Origin of the sequence: Pseudomonas vlassakiae (genome assembly GCF_014269035.2) — a bacterium.
GTDB classification, from domain to species: domain Bacteria; phylum Pseudomonadota; class Gammaproteobacteria; order Pseudomonadales; family Pseudomonadaceae; genus Aquipseudomonas; species Aquipseudomonas vlassakiae.
On the sequence record NZ_JABWRP020000005.1, the window covers coordinates 223,375 to 247,581 of the forward strand.

26 protein-coding genes are annotated in these 24,207 nt (G+C 64.1%); 15 read left to right on the plus strand and 11 right to left on the minus strand.

Annotated elements, in window-relative coordinates; genetic code table 11:
• Positions 1–20 precede the first annotated feature (20 nt).
• The gene (locus HU738_RS09135) at positions 21–1,631 is read right to left on the minus strand and encodes an APC family permease (protein ID WP_186603446.1); all 1,611 of its coding nucleotides are present in this window, start codon (positions 1,629–1,631) and stop codon (positions 21–23) included.
• Positions 1,632–1,879: 248 nt separating this feature from the next.
• Between HU738_RS09135 and HU738_RS09140 the strand changes: the two genes are divergently transcribed.
• Positions 1,880–2,662, plus strand: coding sequence for an AraC family transcriptional regulator (locus HU738_RS09140; protein WP_186603445.1), 783 nt, complete (start codon positions 1,880–1,882; stop codon positions 2,660–2,662).
• Here HU738_RS09140 and HU738_RS09145 read toward each other — a convergent pair.
• A complete protein-coding gene (locus HU738_RS09145) occupies positions 2,650–3,537 on the minus strand; it encodes a LysR family transcriptional regulator (RefSeq protein ID WP_186603444.1) in 888 nt (295 codons plus the stop codon). The genes HU738_RS09140 and HU738_RS09145 overlap by 13 nt on opposite strands.
• Positions 3,538–3,677: 140 nt before the next feature.
• On the opposite strand from HU738_RS09145, the gene moaB reads away from it, so the two are divergent.
• Positions 3,678–4,217 carry a molybdenum cofactor biosynthesis protein B gene (moaB, locus tag HU738_RS09150; protein WP_186603443.1) on the plus strand — a complete coding sequence of 180 codons (540 nt, stop codon included), beginning with the start codon at positions 3,678–3,680 and terminating at the stop codon, positions 4,215–4,217.
• Here moaB and HU738_RS09155 read toward each other — a convergent pair.
• Complete coding sequence (locus tag HU738_RS09155) at positions 4,214–5,113, minus strand: bestrophin family protein (protein WP_176507839.1); 900 nt, start codon at positions 5,111–5,113, stop codon at positions 4,214–4,216. The genes moaB and HU738_RS09155 overlap by 4 nt on opposite strands.
• A 20-nt stretch (positions 5,114–5,133) precedes the next feature.
• Positions 5,134–6,138: a GTP 3',8-cyclase MoaA gene (moaA, locus tag HU738_RS09160; protein ID WP_054883354.1), complete on the minus strand. Its 1,005-nt coding sequence runs from the start codon at positions 6,136–6,138 to the stop codon at positions 5,134–5,136.
• A 266-nt stretch (positions 6,139–6,404) separates the two neighbouring features.
• Here moaA and HU738_RS09165 point away from each other — a divergent pair, with 266 nt between their 5' ends.
• Positions 6,405–8,735, plus strand: a complete 2,331-nt coding sequence (locus tag HU738_RS09165; RefSeq protein WP_186603442.1) for an FdhF/YdeP family oxidoreductase — start codon at positions 6,405–6,407, stop codon at positions 8,733–8,735.
• Between the two features lie 100 nt (positions 8,736–8,835).
• Here the strand turns inward: HU738_RS09165 and HU738_RS09170 are convergent, their stop codons facing one another.
• Entirely contained in the window at positions 8,836–9,297 is a 462-nt protein-coding gene (locus HU738_RS09170) for an Lrp/AsnC family transcriptional regulator (protein ID WP_186603441.1), read from the minus strand.
• Positions 9,298–9,423: 126 nt separating this feature from the next.
• Here HU738_RS09170 and HU738_RS09175 point away from each other — a divergent pair, with 126 nt between their 5' ends.
• Entirely contained in the window at positions 9,424–10,608 is a 1,185-nt protein-coding gene (locus tag HU738_RS09175; protein ID WP_186603440.1) for a trans-sulfuration enzyme family protein, read from the plus strand.
• Between the two features lie 104 nt (positions 10,609–10,712).
• On the opposite strand, the gene HU738_RS09180 is transcribed toward HU738_RS09175, so the two are convergent.
• The gene (locus HU738_RS09180) at positions 10,713–10,949 is read right to left on the minus strand and encodes an HP1242/YdcH family protein (protein ID WP_176507844.1); all 237 of its coding nucleotides are present in this window, start codon (positions 10,947–10,949) and stop codon (positions 10,713–10,715) included.
• A 117-nt stretch (positions 10,950–11,066) separates the two neighbouring features.
• Here HU738_RS09180 and HU738_RS09185 point away from each other — a divergent pair, with 117 nt between their 5' ends.
• The 5 genes from HU738_RS09185 (at position 11,067) to HU738_RS09205 (ending at position 15,683) form a co-directional block, all read left to right on the plus strand.
• On the plus strand, positions 11,067–11,432 hold the full coding sequence (locus HU738_RS09185; protein WP_176507845.1) for a 5-carboxymethyl-2-hydroxymuconate Delta-isomerase: 366 nt from the start codon (positions 11,067–11,069) through the stop codon (positions 11,430–11,432).
• A 165-nt stretch (positions 11,433–11,597) separates the two neighbouring features.
• Positions 11,598–13,235 carry a phosphoethanolamine transferase gene (locus HU738_RS09190; protein ID WP_186603439.1) on the plus strand — a complete coding sequence of 546 codons (1,638 nt, stop codon included), beginning with the start codon at positions 11,598–11,600 and terminating at the stop codon, positions 13,233–13,235.
• An 89-nt stretch (positions 13,236–13,324) separates the two neighbouring features.
• The gene (rnd, locus tag HU738_RS09195; protein WP_176507847.1) at positions 13,325–14,458 is read left to right on the plus strand and encodes a ribonuclease D; all 1,134 of its coding nucleotides are present in this window, start codon (positions 13,325–13,327) and stop codon (positions 14,456–14,458) included.
• A complete protein-coding gene (locus HU738_RS09200; RefSeq protein ID WP_054887238.1) occupies positions 14,455–14,748 on the plus strand; it encodes a YcgL domain-containing protein in 294 nt (97 codons plus the stop codon). The genes rnd and HU738_RS09200 overlap by 4 nt, the downstream gene beginning before the upstream one ends.
• Positions 14,749–14,750: 2 nt before the next feature.
• The gene (locus HU738_RS09205; protein ID WP_186603438.1) at positions 14,751–15,683 is read left to right on the plus strand and encodes a D-2-hydroxyacid dehydrogenase; all 933 of its coding nucleotides are present in this window, start codon (positions 14,751–14,753) and stop codon (positions 15,681–15,683) included.
• 65 nt (positions 15,684–15,748) lie between these two features.
• On the opposite strand, the gene HU738_RS09210 is transcribed toward HU738_RS09205, so the two are convergent.
• A complete protein-coding gene (locus tag HU738_RS09210) occupies positions 15,749–16,342 on the minus strand; it encodes a nitroreductase family protein (protein ID WP_176507849.1) in 594 nt (197 codons plus the stop codon).
• A gap of 145 nt (positions 16,343–16,487) precedes the next feature.
• Here HU738_RS09210 and HU738_RS09215 point away from each other — a divergent pair, with 145 nt between their 5' ends.
• Both HU738_RS09215 and HU738_RS09220 read left to right on the plus strand, forming a co-directional pair.
• Positions 16,488–16,937 carry a YcgN family cysteine cluster protein gene (locus HU738_RS09215; protein ID WP_060510309.1) on the plus strand — a complete coding sequence of 150 codons (450 nt, stop codon included), beginning with the start codon at positions 16,488–16,490 and terminating at the stop codon, positions 16,935–16,937.
• Between the two features lie 42 nt (positions 16,938–16,979).
• Positions 16,980–18,188 carry a hypothetical protein gene (locus HU738_RS09220; protein WP_186603437.1) on the plus strand — a complete coding sequence of 403 codons (1,209 nt, stop codon included), beginning with the start codon at positions 16,980–16,982 and terminating at the stop codon, positions 18,186–18,188.
• A 133-nt stretch (positions 18,189–18,321) separates the two neighbouring features.
• Here the strand turns inward: HU738_RS09220 and HU738_RS09225 are convergent, their stop codons facing one another.
• The 3 genes from HU738_RS09225 to HU738_RS09235 all read right to left on the minus strand — a co-directional run bounded on the left by HU738_RS09225 (position 18,322) and on the right by HU738_RS09235 (position 19,681).
• Entirely contained in the window at positions 18,322–18,660 is a 339-nt protein-coding gene (locus HU738_RS09225; RefSeq protein WP_186603436.1) for a DUF2892 domain-containing protein, read from the minus strand.
• 103 nt (positions 18,661–18,763) lie between these two features.
• Positions 18,764–19,234, minus strand: a complete 471-nt coding sequence (locus HU738_RS09230; RefSeq protein WP_085675738.1) for an RNA methyltransferase — start codon at positions 19,232–19,234, stop codon at positions 18,764–18,766.
• Positions 19,235–19,309: 75 nt separating this feature from the next.
• On the minus strand, positions 19,310–19,681 hold the full coding sequence (locus HU738_RS09235) for a YajD family HNH nuclease (protein ID WP_023381762.1): 372 nt from the start codon (positions 19,679–19,681) through the stop codon (positions 19,310–19,312).
• A 132-nt stretch (positions 19,682–19,813) separates the two neighbouring features.
• Here HU738_RS09235 and HU738_RS09240 point away from each other — a divergent pair, with 132 nt between their 5' ends.
• On the plus strand, positions 19,814–20,092 hold the full coding sequence (locus tag HU738_RS09240) for a hypothetical protein (RefSeq protein WP_186603435.1): 279 nt from the start codon (positions 19,814–19,816) through the stop codon (positions 20,090–20,092).
• 158 nt (positions 20,093–20,250) lie between these two features.
• On the opposite strand, the gene HU738_RS09245 is transcribed toward HU738_RS09240, so the two are convergent.
• The gene (locus tag HU738_RS09245) at positions 20,251–22,293 is read right to left on the minus strand and encodes a S9 family peptidase (RefSeq protein WP_186603434.1); all 2,043 of its coding nucleotides are present in this window, start codon (positions 22,291–22,293) and stop codon (positions 20,251–20,253) included.
• Between the two features lie 91 nt (positions 22,294–22,384).
• Between HU738_RS09245 and HU738_RS09250 the strand changes: the two genes are divergently transcribed.
• Genes HU738_RS09250 through HU738_RS09260 form a run of 3 tightly spaced genes read left to right on the plus strand, consistent with a single transcriptional unit; the run spans position 22,385 to position 24,204 of the window.
• Positions 22,385–22,885, plus strand: a complete 501-nt coding sequence (locus HU738_RS09250) for an MFS transporter (RefSeq protein WP_176507855.1) — start codon at positions 22,385–22,387, stop codon at positions 22,883–22,885.
• A gap of 14 nt (positions 22,886–22,899) precedes the next feature.
• Positions 22,900–23,673, plus strand: coding sequence for a class II glutamine amidotransferase (locus HU738_RS09255; protein ID WP_099815521.1), 774 nt, complete (start codon positions 22,900–22,902; stop codon positions 23,671–23,673).
• A 9-nt stretch (positions 23,674–23,682) separates the two neighbouring features.
• Positions 23,683–24,204, plus strand: a complete 522-nt coding sequence (locus HU738_RS09260) for a DUF2937 family protein (protein WP_186603433.1) — start codon at positions 23,683–23,685, stop codon at positions 24,202–24,204.
• Positions 24,205–24,207: the final 3 nt, after the last annotated feature.

The following is a 24,207-nucleotide window of genomic DNA, read 5'->3' on the forward strand; positions in this document are numbered from 1 at the left end:
CTTGTCCATTGCGAGGAGGATCAGGAGGCGACGGCGGGGCGGGCGCTGTAGGTTTCAGTGGAGGCTTCGCTTTCGTCTTCGCCTTCCAGGCGTACCAGGTGAGCCGGTACGCCAGTGAGCGCGCCCCAGTAGTAGATGCCCAGGGCGCAGGCGGCCACCGCCACGGTGTCGAATGGGTGGCCGAGCACGCCCAGGCCGCCAAAGCTGCCCAGCCAGGACAGCAGGATGGTCACGGCGTAGAAGCCGATCAGCCAGGCCGACGAGCGCACTTGCTGGGCCAGCGACAGGTGCTGGGTCGGCACGAAGCGGCTGCACAGCAGGTACAGCACGAACATCACGATCTGCAGGGCCAGCAACCAGGACACGGTGTTCCAGCCCGACCAGTAGACGATCAGCGCGGCGATGATGAACGACAGCGGGCCCAGCACGCCCATACCCTTGACCCGGAACGGGCGCGGCATGTCCGGCGCATTGCGACGCAGGGCGGCGACGGTGACCGGGGCCACGGCGTAGCTCAGTACCAGCGCGGCAGACACCACGTTGATCAGCGCTTCCCAGGAGGGGAACGGCAGGGTCCAGAACACCGACAGGCCGAAGGTCAGCCACAGCGCCGGGCGCGGGATACCAGACTCGGCATCGATACGTGTGAAGTACTTGAAGAAGGTGCCGGTCTGCGCCCAGCCATAGACCACGCGCGGGGTGGCGTTCATGTAGATGTTGCCGCAGCCGCTGGGCGAGATCACCGCATCGGCCACCACCAGGTAGGCCAGCCAGCCCACACCCAGGGCCAGGGCGATGTCACGGTAGGGCAGGGCCAGTTCTTTGGTCACGCCGGCCCAGCCGTTGGCCAGCATTTCGGTCGGCACGCTGCCGAGGAAGGCCAGTTGCAGCAGGGCGTAGATCGCGGTGGACAGCAGCACCGAGAGGATCAGCGCGATGGGAATGGTGCGTTGTGGGTTCTTCACTTCGCTGGCCACCGAGATGATCGGCGTCAGCCCCAGGTAAGCGAAGATGATGCCACCCGCCGATACTGCCATTTCCACGCCAGACAGGCCGAACGGGGCGAAGCCCTGAACCTCGAAGTTCTCCGGCTTGAAGAAGGTGAACAGCACGCCGATCACCAGCAGCGGCACGATGAACTTGAACACGCTGACCAGGTTGTTGGCCTTGGCGAAGGTCTTCACGCTTCGGTAGTTGAGGAAGAAGAACAGCCCAAGCAAGGCGAACTGCACCAGCCAGCCGAGCACCGTGGGGTCGCTGGAACCGGCTTTGGTCAGCCCGGGGAACCAGGCTGCGGCGTATTGGCGCGAGGCGACCACTTCGATGGCGATCAGGCTGGAGAACGCGATCAAGGTGATGAAGCCCATCAGGTAGCCGAGCAGCGGGCCGTGCGAGTACACCGGGTAGCGCACCACGCCACCGGCACGCGGCAGGGCGGCGCCGAGTTCGCAGTAGACGATGCCCAGCAGCAGCACGGCGAAACCGCCGAGGAACCAGGAGAGGATACCGGCCGGGCCGGCGATGGCCGAAACATGGCTGGCGGCGAACAGCCAGCCGGAGCCGAAGATGGCGCCGAGGCCGATGAAGGTGAGGTCGAGCAACGACAGCTGTTTCTTGAATTTGCCTGACATGGGTGCGCCTTTTTGTAGGTTTTGGATAGGCAGGTCTGATGTCACGTGATGCGGCTTTCCACGGCCGCGCTTTTGTAGGTCTTGGGCGGCTTGCGTGGGGCATAGAGTGGACCCGAACGGGTCAGGGGTTCTTGATGGTTTTCTGCAGGGTGAATGACGAAATCGGCACAGTCGAAAAAAGTGCTGGCGACTGTGAAGCGCCGATGGGTAGGCTGGAGGCCACGCTGCATAAGGGCTGTAGAGAACAGATGAATCCCTCGGAACTGACCACCCTGTACCAGTCCCTCGACCAGCACCGCCCCGCCACCCTGGAGGCCCTGCTGGCCGGTGTGTCGCTGCTGTTGCCGATCCTCGACGCCATCCCCAACGCTGCGATCTTCATCAAGGACCCGGCCGCCCGCTATGTGCTGGCCAACACCACCCTGGTCCAGCGCTGCGGCCTCAAGCGCCTGCAGCCGCTGCTGGGCAAGACCAGTGCCGAAGTGTTCCCGGCGCAACTGGGCCCCGGCTACACCGAGCAGGACCGTCGCGTGCTCAAGGATGGGCTGGTGCTGGAAGACCAGCTAGAACTACACCTGTACGGCAGCCGAGAACCGGGCTGGTGCCTGACCCACAAGCGCCCGCTGCGCAACCCGGCCGGGGAGATCATCGGTTTGGTGGGCATCTCCGTCGACCTGCAGTCAGCCGCCGATACCCACCCCGCCTATCAGCGCCTGGCTGCCGTGGACGAGCACATCCGTCAACATTTCCACCAGCCGATCAGCATGAGCGAGCTGACCCGCATCGCCGGGATTTCCGTGGCGCAGCTGGAGCGCTATTGCAAGCGGGTGTTCCACCTCACGCCGCGGCAGATGATCCACAAGGCACGCCTGGAGCACGCCCACCGGTTGTTGCATTCCGATTTGCCGATCACCGAAGTGGCGTTGCGCTGCGGCTACACCGACCACAGCGCGTTCAGCCGTCAGTTCAAGCAACTGACGGGCTTCACGCCGCGGCAGTATCGCCAGGCAACCGCGGATCAGCTGGGTTGAAACAGCAGCTTCGCTTCGGCGAAGCACTGCTCGGCAATCGCCGAACGCGGTTCGCTGCGGCGCAGCAGCAGGCCGACCGGGCTGTGGATGCTGGCGTCGGCGATGGGGATGATGCGCATGTGTTCGCTGAGGTCTTCCAGGCCGCAGCCCAGCGGCATGATCGCGCAGCACACGCCGGTGTTGATGGCCTGCACCAGCTGGAAGGTCGAGTCGCTTTCCAGCACGGCATTGGGTTCAAGGCCGCGGCTGCGCAGGCTCAGGTCCAGTGACTGGCGGTAGTGCATGCCCTTGCTCAGCAGGCCCAGGGGGGTGTCGCCGAGCTCGTCCCAGCGCAGGCTGTCGACGTCGAACTGGAAGTGCTGGGTGTCGAACAGCAGGCCCATGGTGGTGGTACCCAGTTCGATCACTTCGAAGAAGTTGGCGTTGACCTGGTCGAGGTAGCAGATCCCCAGGTCGAGCTGGTTGCGGCTCAGGCCGTCCATGATCTGCTCGGTGCTGTGCGAACTGAGCTGGAATTGCAGCTCGGGGTACTTCTCGCGCAGCGGCAGCAGCAGGTGCATGGGGTTGAAGCTGGCCAGCGGCACGGTGCCCAGGCGCAGGCTGCCGACCACCTGGCCGCGGCAACTGGCGGCCTCGGCTTGCAGGCCGTCATGGGCGGCGAGCAGGGTGCGGGCCCAGGCCAGGATGCGCTCGCCGGCCTCGGTGAAGCCTTCGAAGCGCTGGCCGCGCTTGACCAGCACCAGGTCCAGTTCGTCCTCCAGGTTGCGCAGGCGCATCGACAGGGTCGGCTGGGTGATATGGCACAGCGCCGCAGCCTGGCCGAAGTGGCGGGTCTGGTCGAGGGCGATGAGGAACTTGAGCTGCTTGATGTCCATGGGAGTGCCTGGGGTCTGGTTGTGCAGACCTTAACCCACGTCTGCGATAGATGTCATTGATCGGCCGGTTCGCCATTTCGATTGGACGCTGTTCTGGCTTGCCTCTAGCGTGACGACAATGCCATTCGAGGAGCTTCACCGTGCGCGTCCAACCCGATGCGGTTTTCGTACCGCTGAATATCGCCGTGCTGACCGTCAGCGACACCCGTACCTATGACAACGACACCTCCGGTCAGCTGCTGGCCAACCGCTCGGTGGAGGTCGGCCATCGCCTGGTGGCGCGGGCGCTGCTCAAGGATGACCTGTACAAGATCCGCGCCCAGGTGGCGAGCTGGATCGCCGACGACGACGTGCAGGTGGTGCTCATCACTGGCGGCACTGGCTTTACCGGGCGTGACAGCACACCCGAGGCGGTACAGTGCCTGCTGGAGCGGACCGTCGATGGCTTTGGCGAACTGTTCCGCGCCTTGTCCATTCTCGATATCGGCAGCTCGACCGTACAGAGCAGGGCGTTGGCGGGGATTTCCAACGGCACCCTGGTGTGCTGCCTGCCCGGCTCGACCGGCGCTTGCCGCACGGCCTGGGAAGGTATTCTGGTGGAGCAGCTGGATGCGCGGCACCGGCCCTGTAATTTCGTCAAGCATCTGAAGCCTATCGAAGCCTGCGAAAGCCGCGGTTAGCTCAGTACATAATCCACCGGCAGCAAAACCGGTGGCAGCGGCTCGACGCCCAAGGCCCCAAGCACATCCCGCTCCACCGTCCTCACCATGGCATCCATCGGCAGGTCGTTCTCATCGCGCCCGAACGGGTCCTCCAGCTCGTTGCCGATTGCATCGAGCCCGAAGAAGGTGTAGCCGACGATGGTGGTGAACAGCGGCGCCAGCCAGCCCAGCGGCTCGGCCAGGGCGAACGGCAGCAGCAGGCAGAAGATGTAGATGGTACGATGCAGCAGCAAGGTGTAGGGGAATGGCAGCGGCGAGCCCTTGATCCGCTCGCAACTGGCCTGCACCTCGGTCAGCCCGGCCAGGCGCTGCTCCAGCAGGGTGTAGCGCCATTCGCTGATCTGCCCTTGCGCTGCCAGCCGTGAACAGTGCATGCCGATGTCGCGCAGGATGCCATCGCACACGTTGTGCTCGGCCACCGGGGTGGCCGGGTTGAGCCATGGGCGGGTGGCGTTCACTTCGCTTTCGTTGCGCAACCGCGCGTTCAGCCCATGTGCAAAGCCGCACAGGCTGCGCAGCAGCTCGGCGCGCAGGTGCTCATCGGCGATCACCACGCTCTCCCGTACGAACGAACGGGTTTCGATGATCAGCCTGCCCCAGGCCTTGCGCCCTTCCCACCAACGGTCGTAGCAGGCGTTGTTGCGAAAACTCATGAAGATCGACAGCGACAGGCCAAGCAGGGTGAACGGCGTGGCGCTGACCGGGTAGAAAAACGCCGGGAAGTGCCGCTCGACCAGCACGATCAGCGCAGCCAGCAAGGTGACCATCAGGCAGCGCGGGGCAATGCGTTTGACGATCGAGCCTTTGAGGGTGAACAGCACGCGCAGTACATCGGGGCGGGGGTGGACGATCATGGCAATCCAGAGGCGGCCGATCAGCCGCCGGTCATGTTCATGAAGCGCAGGATCTGCACCTCGCCACCGACTTCGAAATGATGGCGGTAGGGCTTGAGGTGCAGTGAGTCGCGGATGGCCTTCTCCAGCCGCGCCGCATCGCCGGGGTGGGCGCGCAGCACCTGCTTGAGGTCCATCGAGTGTTCGTTGCCCAGGCACAGCAGCAGGCGGCCTTCGACGGTCAGGCGCACACGGTTGCAGGTGGCGCAGAAGTTGTGGCTGTGCGGTGAAATGAAACCGACCCGGGTATGGGCGGCTTCGGCGAGGCGCCAGTAGCGCGCCGGGCCCTGGGAGGACTCGGTGGATTCGATCAGGCTGAAGTGCTCGGCCAGGCGATCGCGCACTTCATCGCTGGAGCAGAACGACTCGCCGCGTTCGTGTTCGTTGATCACCCCCAGTGGCATCTCTTCGATGAAGGTGATGTCCAGCTCGCGGTCGATGGCGAAGCGCACCAGGTCGACCAGTTCGTGGTCGTTGCGGCCCTTGAGCACCACGCAGTTGAGCTTGGTGCGCTGGAAGCCGGCCTGGCGTGCGGCATCGATGCCAGCGATCACCTGGTGGAGATCGCCGGTACGGGTCAGCTGCTTGAAGCGCGCGGCGTCGAGGCTGTCGAGGCTGATGTTCAGGCGGGTGAGCCCGGCGTCGAACAGCGGCTGGGCCAGGCGCCCGAGCTGCGAGCCATTGCTGGTCATGCACAGCTCACGCAGGCCGGGCAGGGCGGCGATGCGCCCGCACAGGTCGACGATGCCTTGGCGCACCAGCGGCTCGCCCCCGGTCAGGCGGATTTTGCGGGTGCCGAGGGCGACGAAGCGCTCGGCCACCTGGAACAGTTCTTCAAGGCTGAGGATCTGCTGACGTGGCAGGAACTGCATGTCTTCAGCCATGCAGTACACGCAACGGAAGTCGCAGCGGTCAGTGACCGACATCCGCAGGTAGTCGATTTTCCGGTTGAAGCCGTCGATCAGGGCCCGGCTGTTCTGTTCCACGTTGGCGCTCGAAGGAAATGGGGGCACAGGACTCAAGCTATAGCCTGTGGCCAGCCCCGTCAAATCGCTTTCCCCGACTGTTTGATCGATGCCTTCTATCACCACTGCAGGCCATGTGCGGCAAGGGCTGCAGGGCATGATCGAAAGCGCTTATCGTGCTGTAAGGTATTTCGATTGGACGGCTCTGGGCCGGGCTCCATAGGCTGGAAAAAACACCGGGCATAGCGATTCGGTGAACATTTCCATGCCGCGTGAGGATTGACCGCATGAGCCAGGACCAACACATCAGGGATTACAAAGGCCCCGCCGCCGGCTGGGGCGCGCTGAAGAGCGTGACCAAGAGCTGGCTGGGCAGCGACAACGCCTTCAAGAACCTGCGGGCCATGCTCAAGACCAACCAGAACGGTGGCTTCGACTGCCCGGGCTGCGCCTGGGGCGAGTCGCCGGAAAGCGACATGGTCAAGTTCTGCGAAAACGGCGCCAAGGCAGTGAACTGGGAAGCCACCGGCCGCTCGGTGGACCCTGCGTTCTTTGCCCGTTACAGCGTCAGTGCGTTGCTCGAACAGAGCGACTACTGGCTTGAATACCAGGGCCGCCTGACCCATCCGATGCGCTACGACGCGGCCACCGACCACTACGTGGAAACCAGCTGGCAAGAAGCTTTCGAGCTGATTGCCCAACACCTGCGCGCGCTCGACTCGCCCGATCAGGCGGAGTTCTATACCTCGGGCCGGGCGAGCAACGAGGCGGCGTTTCTCTACCAGCTGTTCGTCCGTGCCTACGGCACCAACAACTTCCCCGACTGCTCGAACATGTGCCACGAAGCCAGCGGCGCCGGCATGGCCGAAACCCTCGGGGTGGGCAAGGGCACCGTGGTGTTTCACGACCTGGAGCTGGCCGACGCGATCTTCGTCATCGGCCAGAACCCCGGCACCAACCACCCGCGCATGCTCGAGCCGCTGCGCGAAGCCGTCAAGCGCGGTGCCCAGGTGGTGTGCTTCAACCCGCTCAAGGAACGCGGCCTGGAGCGCTTCCAGCACCCGCAGCACCCCTTCGAGATGCTCAGCAACGGCTCCGAGCCGACCACCAGTGCCTACTTCCGACCGGCCCTGGGGGGCGACATGGCGGCCATGCGCGGTATCGCCAAGTTCCTCTTGCAATGGGAGCGCGAAGCCCAGGCCAAGGGCGAGCCAGCGGTGTTCGACCATGCCTTCATCGCCGAGCACACCAGTGGCCTCGACGACTACCTGGCGGCCGTGGATGCCACCTCCTGGGAGCACATCGTCAAGCAATCGGGCCTGACCCTGGCCGAGATCGAACTGGCCGCGCGCATGTACCGCAAGGCCGAGCGAGTGATCATGTGCTGGGCCATGGGCGTTACCCAGCATCGTCATTCGGTGCCGACCGTGCAGGAAATCGTCAACCTGCAACTGCTGCGCGGCAACGTCGGCAAGCCCGGTGCCGGTCTGTCACCGGTGCGCGGCCACAGCAACGTGCAAGGCGACCGCACCATGGGCATTGACGAAAAGCCCAGGGCGGCGCTGCTCGATGCCATCGAAAAACGTTTCAAGTTCCGAGTGCCCCGGGCCCACGGGCACAACGCGGTGCTGGCGATCAAAGCCATGGAAGAGGGGCTGGCCAAGGTGTTCATCGCCCTGGGCGGCAACTTCGCCCAAGCCACGCCGGACACCCCGCGCACCCACGCGGCACTGCGCAATTGCGCGCTGACCGTGCAGATCTCCACCAAGCTCAACCGCTCGCACTTGGTGACCGGGCGCGATGCGCTGATTCTGCCGTGCCTGGGCCGTACCGAGATCGACATGCAGGCCGAGGGGCCGCAAGGCGTGACGGTGGAGGATACGTTCAGCATGGTGCACCTCTCCAACGGCCAGCTGCGCGCGCGTTCGCCGCACCTGCGTTCGGAGCCGTGGATCATCGCCGGCATGGCCAAGGCCACCTTGGGCAACCAGCCGATCGACTGGGAATACGCGGTTGCCGACTACAACCGCATTCGCAGCATGATCGCCGACGTGATTCCGGGCTTCGCTAACTTCAACGAGCGCCTGCAGCACCCGGGCGGTTTCCACCTGGGCAACAACGCGGCCGATCGCAACTTCCGCACGGCCACCGGCAAGGCCCGCTTCATGCCCCACGCGCTGCCGGAGGAACTGGTCAATGCCAAGGTGCTGGCGCGGGGTGACACGCCGGACCTGATCCTGCAGACCCTGCGCTCGCATGACCAGTACAACACCACGTTGTACGGGCTGGATGACCGTTATCGCGGGGTATTCGGCCTGCGTGAAGTGGTGTTTGTCAGCGAGGCGGACATCCGCCGGCTGGGCTTCGAGCCGGGCGAGCACGTGGACCTGGTGTCGCTGTGGGAGGATGGTGTCGAGCGACGGGTGTCGGGCTTCCGGTTGGTGCCTTATGACATTCCGGATGGGCAGGCAGCGGCCTATTACCCCGAGACCAATCCGCTGGTGCCGCTGGAGAGTTATGGCGAAGGGACTTATACGCCGACTTCCAAGTTCATTGCGATCAAGCTGGAGAAAGCCAAGGCCGGGAACCGGATCGAGGCGGTGCTCGCTGCCGATTGAAGGGTTGCCTGGGCTGGCCTCTTCGCGGCTGAAGCCGCTCCTGCAGGGATCTCGATACCCCTGTAGGAGCGGCTTCAGCCGCGAAGCATCCAGCGCCGATTCAAGGACGATGCACCGGCAAGGCCGTGGTGTACTTCATCTGCTCCATGGCAAAACTGGAGGTGATGTTCGACAGCCCCTCAGTGCGGGTAATCAGCTTTTTGTAGAAGCGGTCATACGCCGCGATGTCACCCACCACCACCCGCAGCATGTAGTCCCAGTCCCCGGACATCCGGTAGAACTCCATCACCTCCTCGAACCCCTGCACCGTCGCTGCGAACTGCTCCAGCCAGGCGCTGTCGTGGCGCTGGGTCTTGAGCTGGACGAACACAGTCAGCCCCAACCCCAGGCGCACGGGGTCTAGCAGGGCGACGCGGCCGAGGATGTAGCCGTCTTCTTCAAGGCGTTTGACCCGCTTCCAGCACGGTGTGGTCGACAGGTTGACCGCCTCGGCCAGGTCCTTGAGCGAGATCGAGGCGTCGCGCTGCAACAGGGTGAGAATGTGCTGATCGAAGATGTCCATGGCAGGGAAAACTTCACCGAGAAAAATTTTCCCCAGATTACCCCAGGCCTAGGAAAATTTCCTGCACCGGGCGGGCATTGCCGCCGCGCCAGGTAATTGCCATAGTTGCAGGCTTGAATCCTGCCAATGGGCCTGACCATGTCTGACAAGCCGCGTAATTTCGCCACCCGTACCATCCACGCCGGCGAGCAGTCCAGCGTTGCCGCAAACGCCATCTTCCCGCCCATCTATACCGCCAGCTCCTACATCAAGCGCAGCCTGGACGATAATCCCGAATACGCCTACAGCCGTGTCGGCAACCCGACCCGGCATGCCTATGAGAGCTGTGTTGCCGCGCTGGAGGAAGGCGTCGGTGCGGTGGCCTGTGCCTCGGGGGTGAATGCCACCGCCACCGTGCTCGAGCTGCTGCCCAAGGACGCCCACGTGGTGGTGATGAATGGTGTCTACGGCGGCACCTTCCGCATCCTTGAAGACTACCGCGGGCGCACCTCGGGCCTGACCACCACGTATGTCGACCTGAATGACGTCGAGGCGGTGGCTGCAGCAATCAAGCCGGAAACCCAGCTGATCTGGATCGAGTCCCCGACCAACCCGTTGCTGCACCTGGTGGACATCAAGGCGGTGTGCGACCTGGCCCGTGCCCGTGGCATCCTCACCTGTATCGACAACACCTTCTGCTCGCCGTGGAACCAGCGCCCGATCACCCTCGGCGTGGACCTGGTGATGCACTCGGCGAGCAAGTACATCGGCGGCCACTCCGATCTCACCGGGGGCGTGGTGGTCGCCGCCAATGACGAGCTGCTCGCCCGGCTGCGCAAGATCAGCATGGCGGTCGGGGCGATCCAGGGGCCGTTCGACTGCTACCTGGCCCTGCGCGGGCTGAAGACCCTGGATGTGCGCATGGAGCGCCAGTGCACCAACGCGCTGCAGGTGGCGCGCTTCCTGGAAGGCCACCCGCAGGTCGAGCAGGTGTTCTACCCGGGGCTTGAAAGCCACCCGCAACACGCACTGTGCCTGCGGCAGATGCGCAGTGGCGGGGCGGTGGTGGCGATGAAAGTCAAAGGCGCAGACCGGGCAGCGCTCAACCGCTTGATCGAGGCCTTGCAGATCTTCGTGCTGGCCGACTCGCTGGGCGGGGTGGAAAGCATGATCAACCACTCGTGGAGCATGTCGCACAACTCGTTGAGCCCGGCGCAGAAGGGCGAGATGGGGATCAGCGAGAACCTGCTGCGGTTGTCGGTGGGGATCGAGGATTATCGCGACCTGATCGAAGACCTGGATGGGGCGTTGAAGGCTTCGGCTGCGGGGTAATGGCTGCTGGCCTCTTCGCGGCTGAAGCCGCTCCTGCAGGGATCTCGATACCCCTGTAGGAGCGGCTTCAGCCGCGAAGGGCCAGTGTATTCAATGAAGGGCTATCAGGACTTGGGCGGATGAATGATCCGTTCGATCTTGTCTTTGATCAGCAGCCTTTCCTTGCGCAGGCGGTTGACCGCGTCGTCGTTGGTGCCATTGGCCTCGGCGGCCAGCACCTCTTTGTCCTTGGTGTTGTATTCCTTGTGCAGCTTGTGAAGGTCCTGGTCCTTGTCTATGGCCGCCTGGAATGCGTCAGCGGTAATGTGCAGGTCAGCGAGCAGATCATGCGGAACTGGCATTTCTTCACCTCTGTCAGGGTTGTCGGTAAGGTCCTGACCTTTGAGGATAGCCGCCTTTGCGCAGGTGGGGGACTGGGGTAGGCTGTCGCATCCTTCCCTGTGCCTGGAACCTGCGCCATGCCTCACCTGAACCTGGAATACAGCGACAACCTGCGCGAACTCAATGTCGATGTGCTGTTGCTGCGCCTGAACCACGCCCTGGTGGGTAGCGGCCAGTTTGCCGACGAGGGCGACATCAAGAGCCGGGCCGAGGCCTTCAAGCAGTACCGGGTGGGTACCGCGCCGGGAGAGCGAGCTTTCGCCCATGTGCGCCTGGCCATCCTCAGCGGGCGCTCGCCCGAGGTGAAGCAGCAACTGTCGAACGGCTTGCTCGAGGTGTTGCGCGAAGCGATCCCGGCCAAGGCCGGAGTGGACACCCAGTTGTGCGTGGAAGTGCTCGACATCGACCGCGAACCTTATGCCAAGGCGCGTCTGCACGGCTGAACGGCGGCTGAATGAAGTTGATTTAATGTAAAAAAATGCATCGGCTTACGAATTTGTTACCGTCTTTTTCACGAAAAATTGATGGTGCGCTTTCTAGAGTTCGCCCGACTTTCCCACAGTGCCATCCGGCCTGTGGGTGATAATTACTCTCGATTGCGAATGCCGATGCTCAACTTCAAATCCCTGCGGACTGAATGGGTCACGCTGTTGGCCAGCGTTTACCTGCTGGTGGGTCTCAACATGTTCCTCTGGGAGCACCTGCAAGAGGTGGTGCCTGCCGGGATGACGGGGCTTTGGCTGAGCCTGGCGTTCGCCGTGCTGATGTTGTTCGCGTTCAACCTGGTGTTGACGCTGTTCGCCTTCCGTTATGTATTGAAGCCGTTATTGATCGTGTTGTTCATCAGTGGTGCAAGTGCTGCCTACTTCATGAACCAGTACGGCGTGCTTATTGACGCTGGCATGTTCCGCAACATGGCCGAAACCAACGTTACGGAAGTGCGCGACCTGATGTCGTTCAAGTTCGCTGCCTATATTCTGCTGCTTGGTGTATTGCCGTCGGTCGTGCTGTGGAAGGCGAAGATCGCCTACCGCCCATGGCACCGCGAATTGCTCGGCAAACTGGTGGTCAGCGGCGCCTGCGTGGTGGCGCTGGGCTCGGTGGCACTGGTCAATTATCAAGGGCTGTCGTCGCTGTTTCGCAACCACCATGAACTGCGCCTGATGCTCACCCCGAGCAATGTCGTCGGCGCGACCATCGGTTATGTCAACGAGCGCGTCGGTACTGCAGCGCGCCCATTCCAGAGTTATGGCGAAGATGCCAAGCGCGACCCGGCCTGGCAGAAGCACGAGCGCAAATCGCTGACCGTGCTGGTCGTCGGCGAAAGTGCCCGTGCCGACCACTTCGGCGTGCTCGGCTATCCGCGCGATACCACCCCGAACCTGGCCCGGGAGCAGGGCCTGCTGAGCTTCTCCGATGTGCATTCCTGCGGTACTGAAACCGCCGTCTCGGTGCCGTGCATGTTCTCCGGCATGAAGCGCAAGGAATACGACGCTCGGGTGGCGAAGAACCGCGAAGGGCTGCTGGACATCCTCCAGCGTGCCGGCCTGGCCGTGCAGTGGCGCGACAACCAGTCGGGCTGCAAGGGCACCTGCGACCGCGTGCAGTTCATCGACGTCAGCAACCTCAAGGACCCGCAGCTGTGCGCCAGCGGCGAATGCCATGATGAAATCCTCCTGCAAGGCCTGGGCGAGCTGATCGACAACCTTGACAAGGACACCGTGCTGGTGCTGCACCAGATGGGCAGCCACGGCCCCGAATACTTCAAGCGCTACCCTCAAGACGGCGAGCGCTTCACCCCGGTGTGCCAGAGCAACGCGCTGAACCAGTGCAGCGAGCAGGAGATCATCAACGGCTACGACAACACCCTGGCCTACACTGACAAAGTGCTGTCTTCGCTGATCGATACCCTGCGCAGCAAGCAGGACAAGGTCGACACGGCGATGATCTACCTCTCCGACCATGGCGAGTCGCTGGGCGAGTACAACCTGTTCCTGCACGGCACTCCCTATGCCATTGCTCCGGAACAACAAAAGCATGTGCCGCTGCTGACCTGGTTCTCCGACAGCTACAAGGAAGACTTTGGCATCGACACCGATTGCCTGGCCAAGCTCAGCGATGCGCCGCTGTCGCAGGACAACCTGTTCCACTCGATGCTGGGCCTGCTGCAGGTGCACACCGAGGTCTACCAGCAGTCGCTGGACATGTTTGCCAGCTGCCGGCCGTGGCTGGCAGCCCAGCGTTGAGGCCGTTCATCTAATCCAGGGATGGCGCAGGTTTCACCAGCAGGGCCCGCGCCGTATATACTGCGCGCCAATGTTTGTGGGAGAGCCTTGTGGCCATCGAAATACACTGGATCCGTGACGACCAGACCCTGGCCGAACACTGCCGCAAGTGGCGCGAACTGCCCTTCGTGGCACTCGACACCGAATTCATGCGGGTCGACACCTTCTACCCGAAAGCCGGCCTGGTCCAGGTTGGCGACGGGCAGCGGGCTTTCCTCATCGACCCGCTGCTGATCGGCGACTGGCAGCCGCTGGGCGAACTGCTCGACGACAGCAACGTGGTCAAGGTGCTGCACGCCTGCAGTGAAGACCTCGAAGTGCTGCTGCGCCTGACTGGCAAGCTGCCGCAACCGTTGTTCGACACCCAGCTGGCCGCCGGTTACCTGAACCTGGGCTTCTCCATGGGCTATTCGCGCCTGGTGCAGGACGTGCTGGGTATCGAGCTGCCCAAGGGCGAAACCCGCTCTGACTGGTTGCAGCGCCCGCTGTCGGAAACCCAGGTCAGCTACGCCGCCGAAGATGCCGTGCACCTGGCCGAGCTGTTCGCCGCCCTGCAGCCACGCCTGTCCGGCGACAAGTACGCCTGGGTGCTGGAAGACGGCGCCGAGCTGGTGGCTGCGCTGCGCCGTGAAGTCGAACCCGAGACTTTGTATCGCGACGTCAAGCTCGCCTGGAAGCTGAGCCGGCAGCAACTGGCGGTGCTGCGCGAACTGTGCGCCTGGCGCGAGCGTGAAGCACGCAGCCGTGATGTACCGCGCAACCGTATCCTCAAGGAACACTCGCTGTGGCCCATGGCCAAGAGCCAGCCGGATAACCTTTCGGCCCTGGCCAAGATTGAAGAAATGCACCCGCGCACCATCCGCCAGGACGGCGCCTTGCTGCTCGAGCTGATCAAGCGTGCCGGCAACCTGCCGGCCGAGCAATGGCCACAGCCGCTCCCCGAGCCGCTGCCGATCGAAGCCGCCGGTATCCTCAAGCGCCTGCGTGCCATCGGCCAGGCCGAAGGCGAGCGCCTGGGCATCGCCCCCGAACTGATGCTGCGCAAGAAAGCCCTGGAAGCCCTGCTCAAGAGCGGCTACCCGAACGGCCCTTATCAACTGCCCGATTCGCTGCGCGGCTGGCGCCGTGAGCGGATGGGCCAGGCCCTGCTGGACGACCTGGCAGGTGCCGGAGACAAGCAATGAAACGTATCTGCTCGATCTACAAGAGCCCACGCAAGAACGAAATGTACCTGTATGTGCTCAAGGCCGATGGCCTGGAGCGCGTGCCCGAAGCCCTGCTACCGTTCTTCGGTACGCCCAAGCATGCTTTCGACCTGGTGCTCAGCCCCGAGCGCAAGCTGGCCCGCGAAGACATCGCCAAGGTCCTGGAGAACCTCGACAACCAGGGCTACCACCTGCAGATGCCACCGCCGGACGATGAATACATCGAGCATCTGCCCGAAGAACTGCTGCGCCGCAACGACCCGGTTTGATCATGCGTGTACTGATCGCTGAGCATGATCATGCTCGTTATGCCGAATTGTTGCGCGAAGCGATGCCGGAACTGGAAGTGCTGACCAGCAACGACTCCGCCGAACTGGCCCGCCAGGCACCGCAGTGCCCGGTCTGGCTGGGCCAGCCGGATCTGCTGGCGAGCCTGTTGCGCCAGGGCCACAAGCCTGAGTGGATGCAGTCGACCTGGGCCGGCATCACGCCATTGCTGGCCGAAGGCCTCCCACGTGACTACCGCCTGACCCGCGCCGTAGGTATTTTCGGCCAGGTGATGGCCGAATACATGCTGACCTACATGCTCGGCCACGAGCGCGAAGTGTTGTCGCGCCTGGTCAGCCAGGTCGAGCGGCGCTGGGATGACCGCCCGGGGCGCAGCCTGGAGGGGCGCAAGGTATTGATCGTCGGGACCGGCGATATCGGCCAGCGAGTCGCCGAGTTCCTCGTGCCGTTTGGCGTGACCCTGTACGGTATCGCCAGCAGCGCCCGCGAGCAGGCGCCCTTCGTCGAAGTGGCGGGGCTGGCGGATTTGCCGCGCATGGTCGGGCAAGTGGACTATGTGCTCAACCTGTTGCCGGACACGCCGGCAACCCATGACTTGTACGATGCGGCGCTGTTCCAGTGCTTCCGGCCCACGGCGCTGTTCATCAACGCCGGGCGCGGCGCGGCGGTGGTCGATGCCGACCTGGTCGAGGCGCTGAAACAGGGGCATCTGGCCGGGGCGGTGATCGACGTGTGCCGGCAGGAGCCGCTGCCGCAACGCCATCCGTTCTGGACCGCCTGGGGCTTGTTGCTGACCGGGCACAGCTCGGCGCCCACCTCGCCGGCGGCCATGGTGCGGTTGTTTGCCGGGAATGCGCGGGCGTATGCAGCGGGGCAGGGGTTGCGCGGCGAAGTCGATTTCGCCCGGGGTTACTGATTTCTGTCTCCTGTGCTGCCCTCTCGCGGATTTATCCGCGAGAGGGCAGCACGGCACTACAAGCCTTACAGGCTGAAATCCCCTTCAGCCGCCAGCTCGCTCAACGGTCGACGCGGGCTCGGTACTTCACGCGCCTGCAGCGCCTCGTCCAGGCTGGCCTTGTCGCCCAGCTTGCCGATCGCCACCATGGCATGCAGTTCGTAACCTTCCGGAATCTTCAGCTCCTGGCGCGCCAGTGCCTGGTCGAAGCCGGCCATGCCATGGGTGTGCCAGCCGCTGATGCTGGCCTGCAACGCCAGGTGGCCCCAGGCCGAACCGGTATCGAAGGTGTGCCACAGCGCCGGCTTTTCTTCGCTGGCGCCTGGCGCCGCGAAGGTGGTCTTGGAAATGATCAGCACCAGCGCCGAAGCCTGCTGCGCCCAGCTGCGGTTGAAGGGTACCAGCAGGCTCAGGTAACGCTCCCAGTTCGGCGTGTCGCGCCGCGCATACAGGAAGCGCCAAGGCTGCGAGTTGTAGGCCGACGGCGCCCAGCGTGCCGCTTCGAGGAAACTCAGCAGGGTCTCTTCGCTGATCGGTTCGGCGGTGAAGGCACGCGGCGACCAGCGGTTGATGAACTGCTCGTTGATGGCGTAATCGGCAATGCGGGGGGTGGCGCTCATGGCGGCTCCTGCAAGTGGATGGCAAAGCCTGCACGCTACTGCGTCCGCCTGCCACTGACAAGCGGTCTGGCGTTGCCGAAGGCCAGGCTCTAGACTGGCGCCGCCGCGCCCCGCGGCCCGAACAAGACTGCAGGAAACCCGTGTGATGATCGCTGACAGCGCGCCGTTCTGGCGGCGCAAGACCCTCGAACAACTCAGCCCGCAAGAGTGGGAGTCGCTGTGTGACGGCTGCGGCCTGTGCTGCCTGCAAAAGCTCGAGGATGAAGACGACAACAGCGTCTACTACACGCGCATCGCCTGCAAGCTGCTCGACCTCGATACTTGCCAGTGCAGCGACTACCCCAATCGCTTCGCCCATGTGCCCGATTGCATCCAGCTCACCCCAGGCAAGGCCGACCAGTTCAAATGGCTGCCGAGCACCTGTGGGTATCGCCTGGTCAGCGAGGGCAAGGACTTGCCCGAGTGGCATCACCTGGTGTGCGGCGACCGTAAACAGGTGCATGAACAGCGCATATCGCAATCGGGGCGTATGCTCAGTGAACATGATGTCGACGAAGACGACTGGGAAGACCATCTGATTTTCCGCGCCAGCTGAACGCCCCACCCGCGTCGCCTCTGAGGAACAAGGAGTTTCGGTATGCGTTGCCTGTTGTTGCTGCTCCTCGGGCTTGTGGCCTGCTCGCCGGCCTGGGCAAAAAAGGTCGACCTCGATTACCAGGTACGCCTGCTGCCTGCCAATGGCCAGGCCGAAGTGCGCCTGACCCTGGCCGAAGGCAGCGCCGTGCGCAGCCTGGATTTCGACCTGGGCACGGCCGGTGCCTACAGTGGTTTCCAGGCCGATGGCCAGTGGCAGCAGCAGGGCGAGCGCGGTGTGTGGCACCCGGCCAATGGCAAGACCAGCCTCAGCTACCGGGTCAAACTGGACCAGAAGCTGCGCAGCGGTGCCTACTCCTCCCGCATCACCCCGCACTGGGCGCTGTTCCTCGGTGACCAGTTGGTGCCGCCTGCGCACCTCGATCAGCAGGACGGTACCGAGCTGGTGGCACGACTGACGGTCGACTTGCCTGAAGGCTGGAACAGCATCGAGACGCCCTGGCCCCGTATCGGCAAGGACAAGTTCCGGATCGACAACGTGTCCCGCCTGTTCGACCGCCCGACCGGCTGGATGCTTGCGGGGAACCTTGGCAGCCGCCGCGCCCGCCTTGGCGAAACCGACGTCACCGTCGCCGCGCCGGTAGGGCAGGGTATGCGACGGATGGACAGCCTGACCCTGCTGACCTTCGTCTGGCCGCAATTGCAGGCCGTATTCCCGCGCAACCCGACCAAGCTGCTCCTGGTAGGCGCCCGTGATGGCATGTGGCGCGGAGCGACGGCGGCGCAGGGTTCGATCTACTTGCACAGCAGCCGGCCAATGGTCAGCGAGAATGGCAGCAGCCTGTTGTTGCGCGAACTGGTGCAGCTGTTCGCGCAGATTCGTGTACGTGACAACAGCGACTGGCTGGGCCAGGGCCTGACCGAGTATTACGCTACCGAGCTGCTGCGCCGTGCCGGCGGCATCAGCGATGACCGTTATGAGGTAGCGCAGGCACGTTTGCAGAAACTGGGCGGCCAGGTCAGCCAACTGCGTGCCGAGCACGCCAGCCCGGCACAGGTTGCCCGGGGGGTGATGCTGCTGCAGGCCCTGGACAAGGAAATCCGTATCCATACCCAGGCCAAGCGTTCGCTGGACGATGTCACCCGCGCGCTCATGCGCCTGCCCAGTGTGAGCACCGAAGAATTCGTCCAGATCAGCGAGAGTGTGCTCGGGCGCCGCTCCGAGGTGCTGCAAAGCAAGGCGCTGCGCTAGCCAGTTGCGGGCCTCTTCACGGGCATGCCCGCTCCCACTGACAGAGTGCTGGACCTCACGGCAGCGCTGTACCTGTGGGCGCGGGCGCGTCGAGGCCTCGAACCGCTGCGAAGGGGCCGAGGCGTCACAAGACTCAGTTGCCCGTCAAAGGGTCCTTGCCGGTCACTGTCACCCCCTGGGTAGCCGCCTCGGCACTGGTCTTGAGTTCCTTCAGCTCCGCGGCACTGCGCTCGATATCCGAACGCAGGCGGTGATATTCCTGGCGATGCCGTTGCCACCAGGCCTTGGTCGCGCAGTGGCCACTGACTCCCCGGGCTACCGCCAGGCCGCCCGCCACCATCTGCAGCAACCCGATCAGGCCCCCGTGGCGCATGCCCTTGGTGAACATCAAGGCGCCGCCTGCCAGTGAGCCGGCGCGTTCCAGCCCCTGAACATTGTGTTCCCGTGAAGCCCTGGAATGAATATCGAGCATGGCAAACCCTCCGTGTGAAGTGTTAACAGCTGACCAGCAGCCGTGAACGACCGTTCACTTGGTTTGCCCAGCGGGCTCGCGCAGGCGTCGCACGCGCAGCCGGCTATTTGAACTTGGGCCCTGAGCGGGTATTGAGCCCTTTGGCCATGCGGTCATACAGCACCACATTCACCGTCGCGGCGAGGTTCATGCAGCCTTCGGTGGGGATGTAGATGGTCTCTTCGCACCAGCCCCGCACGTCTTCGCTCAACGAGCCATCCTCAGGCCCGAAGATATAGATCGCCCGGTCCGGGTGGGTGTATTCAGGCAGCGGCCGTGCGCCGTCCACCAGCTCCACCGCTACCGGCGTGCAACCCAAGGGGATGATGCGTTGCAGGTCGTCGATGCCGATCAGCGGGATGTCGTAGTGCACCCGCTTGGTGTCGGTGACGAAGTCACGCGCGCGCTCATAGCGCTTGCCAGTGTAGAACACCGAGTTGACGCCGTAGCAACCCGCTGCACGCATCACCGAACCGACGTTCTCCGCGGACTTTGGGTTGAACAGGCCGATGCAGCTGTACCGTTTGTTTGCCACGTGCCGGGGCCTTTCGCGAAAAAAAAGAGCGCGATTATACGGGCTTGCCGGCAGCAGCGGGGTTTGGTGTGACAGTCAGTCTTTTTTCAGCATGCCTGCCAGCCCGGCGAACGGGTTGTGGGTGGCCTTGGCGATGCTTGGGGTGCTGGTCGAGCCTTCGCTGAAGTACTGCTGGTCGGTATAGCGCGAGTGCTCGTTGTCGTGGCAGTACAGGCACAGCAGCTCCCAGTTGGAGCCGTCCTGCGGGTTGTTGTCGTGGTTGTGGTCGCGGTGGTGCACGGTCAGCTCGCTCAAGCGCTTGCCGGAAAATTCGCGGGCGCAGCGGCCGCACACGTGCGGGTACATTTTCAGGGCTTTGTCGCGGTAGCCCATCTCCTTGTCGCGCTTGGCGTCGGCGAGGATGCGATCGAGGCGGGCGGTGGCGGCGGAGGTGGAAGCCGAACTCATGGTGTTTCCTTTGTTCTGATCAGGCAGATGACGGTTATGCCATTGAGTCTAGCGCGCTTGCGGGGCAGGCGGACAGGCGAAAACTCGAATATCGGCGTAGCCTGTAGAGAGGTTCCCGACAGGAGGTTGCTGATGTTTCATGCGATCCTCGCCGCGCTGCTGATGACCGCCATGCCCCTAGTTGAAGCGGCAGGCACGCCCCCACGGCTGAACACCCCGGTACCCGGGGCGCCGGGCACGCCCACGCCCACGCCTTACCCGCAAATCACCCCGAGCATCCCGCCCAAGGCCTACGACAGCACGCCGGGCGCGCCGCTGCTGCCGCCGATGCCGGTGCCAGGGCCGCCCAAGGATCAGGACTTGCCGGGGTTGCGCCAACCACCGGCGAAACCGCCTGCGCAGGATGATTGACTGAAAGTTGTGTGATGGCTGCACGATCCTGGGGCTGCTTTGCAGCCCTTTCGCGACACAAGGCCGCTCCCACAGGGACTGCACATGTCCTGAATTTGCGCTGTCCCTGTGGGAGCGGCCTTGTGTCGCGAAAGGGGCGTAAAGCGCCCCCGGCATTCTCAAGCGATACCCAGTTCGCCAAACACGAACGCATATTCCAGCGCCATATCGCGCAGCCCCTGGTACCGCCCGCTCATCCCGCCATGCCCGGCGCCCATCTCGGTCTTGAGCAGCAGCAGGTTGTCGTCGGTCTTGCGCGTGCGCAGGCGCGCCACCCACTTGGCCGCTTCCCAGTACTGCACGCGGCTGTCGTTGTAGCCGGCCACCACCAGCATGGCCGGGTAGGCCTGGGCGCGGACATTCTCATAAGGCGCATAGGCCTTGATGCGCGCGTACACCTCGGGCTCTTCCGGGTTGCCCCATTCGTCGTACTCGGTGACGGTCAGCGGCAGTTCGGGGTCGAGCATGGTGTTGAGCACGTCGACGAACGGTACCTCGGCGATGGCGCAGCGGAACAGCTCTGGGCGCAGGTTGAGCACGGCGCCGATCAGCAGGCCGCCGGCGCTGCCGCCGCTGATGGCCAGGCGCTGCGGGGCGGTCACACCCTCGGCGATCAGGTGTTCGGCACAGGCGATGAAGTCGCTGAAGGTGTTGTGCTTGTGTTCCTGCTTGCCGGCGCGGTACCAGGCTTCTCCCAGCTCGCCGCCGCCGCGCACGTGGGCGATGGCGAAAGCCACGCCGCGTTGCAGCAGGCTCAGGCGGGCGTGGGAGAACCACGGGTCGAGGCTTTCGCCGTAGGCGCCATATCCATACAGGTAGAGCGGCACGGTCTTGCCCAGGTCTTCGCGGCGGCGCACCAGGCTGATCGGTACCTGGGTGCCGTCCGGCGCGGTGGCCCACAGGCGCTGGCTGACGTAGTCGTCGGCGTCGAACTGGCCGAGCACCGGGGTTTGCTTGAGCACATGCTGGGCGCCCGTGGCCAACTCCAGCTGGCGCACCTGGGCCGGGCGGTTGAGCGCTTCGTAGCGCAGGCGTACGCGGCGGCTGGCGAACTCCAGGCTGTCCTGCACGTACAGGCTGTAGGCCGCATCGGGCAACTCCACCCGGTAAGGGGCCAGCCCCTGCGGGCGCACTTCGATGATCGGCAGGCCGCCTTCGCGCAGGCTCAGGGTCAGTGCCTCGGCATTCAGGCTCAGGCCTTCGAGCATGATGTCGTCGCGGTGCGCCACCAGCACCTGCCACTGGTCGCGGCTGGGCACCGGGGTGGCCGGTGCGTGGCAGAGGGCGAAGTTGATGCCGTCCTGGTTGGTCCGGATGAACCAGCGCCATTGGCCGTCGAGTTGGCCGTGGTCCGGGAAGTACTCGTGGCCTTCGACCCGTGGCGCCAGGCAGGTGAACGGTGCCTGCGGCGTTTCGGCGTCGAGCACCCAGGCCTCGCTGGTGGTCTTGCTGTTGAGCAGCAGCACCAGCTGGCGCTCGGAGCTGGTGCGGTAGCAGTGCAGGAAGAAGCGACCGTCGGCCTCTTCGAAGACCGTGCTCGCACCCGCTTCGCCGAGGGTGTGGCGGCGCAGGCGCCAGGGTCGATGGGTATCGTCCAGCTCGGCGAAGAACAGCGTCTGGCTGTCGTTGGCCCAGGTCACGCTGCCGTCACAGTCGTCAAAGGGCAGGGCGGTCAGGTCGCCGCTGCTCAGGTCCTTGACGTACAGCGTGTAGATTTCATCACCGCTGGTGTCGAGGCTGTAGGCCAGCCGGCGGTGGTCCGGGCTGACGCTGAACGCGCCCAGCGACAGGAAGCCGCCGTTGGCCAGGGCATTGGGGTCGAGCAGCAGTTGTTCCTGGCTTTCATCGACCGTGTTGGAGTCGTCCGCCGGACGCGGGCAGCGGTAGTGGCGCGGGTACTCGTCGCCTGCGGTGGTGCGGGTGTAGTAGAGGTAGGGGCCCCAGGGCGAGGGCAGCGACAGGTCGGTTTCGAGAATGCGGCCCTTGATCTCTTCGAACAACTGCTCGCGCAGCGCTGCCTGGTCGGCCAGGCAGGCTTCCTGATAGGCGTTTTCCGCCTGCAGGTAATCGAGCACTTCCTGGGTGTCGCGCTGTTGCAGCCAGGCGTAGGGATCAGTGGCCTGGTCCTGGCGGGCAATGGGGGGCTGAGGTTTGGTTGGCATCGGGGATCTCTTGGCCGGGACAGGGAGACGCTGTCTGCGCCCTGAAAAGTGTTTATCATAGGCATCTCTTTGCCTGGCTTGCACGAACACCATGATCGAGAACGACTACACCTTCGCCTGGGGCCTCTACGCTGTCGCCGCCCTGGGTTGCCTGCTGGTGGGCTTCAAACTCACCGGCTGGATGTGGCGCTGGCTGCGTGAACCGCTGCGGGTGATCCTGGCGGTGCTGCTGCTGACCCCGACCATCGTCGACCCGGTCAAGGACAGCTTCGCCCCGGCCATTGCCATTACCGCCCTGGACCTTGCGTTCAAGGTCGGCAACAACGCCTGGCGGGCGATTTCCGATTTCGCCATGTACGGCATGATCGCTTTTGCCTTGTACATGGTCTTCGTGCTGATCCGCTGGCCGCTGGAAAAACGCGCCCGCGAGCGCCGCGCGCAGACCGAAGCCGCCGCCCAGCGCCGCGCGGCCGAGGACAATGCGGTCATCGCGGCAGCGCCCATGGCCGCCGAGCGCAATGATCGCTACCGCGATGACCCGCCACCTGCCGTGCCGGGCGGCGGCCGTGGCCGGGTCGAGCCACGCCTGTAAGCGGAGCCACCATCATGTGCGAACTTTTGGGCATGAGTGCCAACGTCCCCACCGATATCGTCTTCAGCTTCACCGGGCTCATGCAGCGCGGCGGGCGTACTGGCCCGCACCGCGATGGCTGGGGTATCGGCTTCTACGAAGGGCGCGGCCTGCGCCTGTTCCAGGACCCGGCCGCGAGCAGTGAATCGGAGGTGGCCAACCTGGTGCAGCGCTACCCGATCAAGAGCGAAGTGGTGATTGGCCATATCCGCCAGGCCAACGTCGGTCGGGTGTGCCTGTCCAACACGCACCCGTTCGTGCGTGAAATGTGGGGCCGCAACTGGTGCTTCGCGCACAACGGCCAACTGGGCGATTTCAGGGGCGAAGCGACCTTCTATCGCCCGGTGGGCGACACGGACAGCGAGGCGGCCTTCTGCGATTTGCTCAACCGCATTCGTGCGGCGTTCCCCGAGCCGGTCGAGGTGGAACAGCTACTGCCGGTGCTGGTCGAAGCCTGTGCCGGGTACCGTGGCAAGGGCGTGTTCAACTGCCTGCTCAGCGACGGCGACTGGTTGTTCTGTTTCTGTTCGACCAAGCTGGTACACATTACACGGCGTGCGCCTTTTGGTGCTGCCCGCTTGAAGGATGTCGACCTGATCGTCGATTTTCACACCGAAACCACGCCCAATGACGTAGTCACGGTGATCGCCACCGAGGCCTTGACCGAGAACGAGACCTGGCGGCGCTACGAGCCCGGCCAGTGGGGCCTGTGGCGGCACGGCGAGTGCGTTTCGCAAGGCCAGAGCTAAGGACGCTGCATGTTCAGAAGTTACCTGCGGTTGCTGTTGTTCACCTTCGGCCTGCTGGCCGGTATCCAGGTGCCTGGGCTGGTCAAGGACTACAGCCAGCGGGCCGAGGCGCATCTGTTCGAGTCGCGCCAGGCGCTGGATGGCTTCAAGCAGACTGCCGAGCGCTTCTTCAACGGTGATCTGCAGGCGCTGGTGCGGCATTACCGGACCAGTGACGACCCGGTGTTCCTCAGTGATGCCAACAGCATCGAAAGCCTGCTGATTCGCAATCAGTTGCTGGAAGACGAATGGCAGGCGCTGCAAGGGTCGTGGCTGAGCCGCACCTGGCATGTGCTGGTGCAGCCGGATCCGCAGCTGCGCGAAGAGACGCTCAAGGGCTACAGCTACCAGATTCTGCTGGTGCCTGAAGCGATCGGCTGGGGCGTCGGGGCCGGGTTTGTGCTGGCCTTTGTGGTCGAAAGCCTGCTGCTGGGGATTGGCTGGGTGATCCTTGGCGGGCGGCGTGGAGTGGTGAAGGAAAGCTGGCGCTGATTT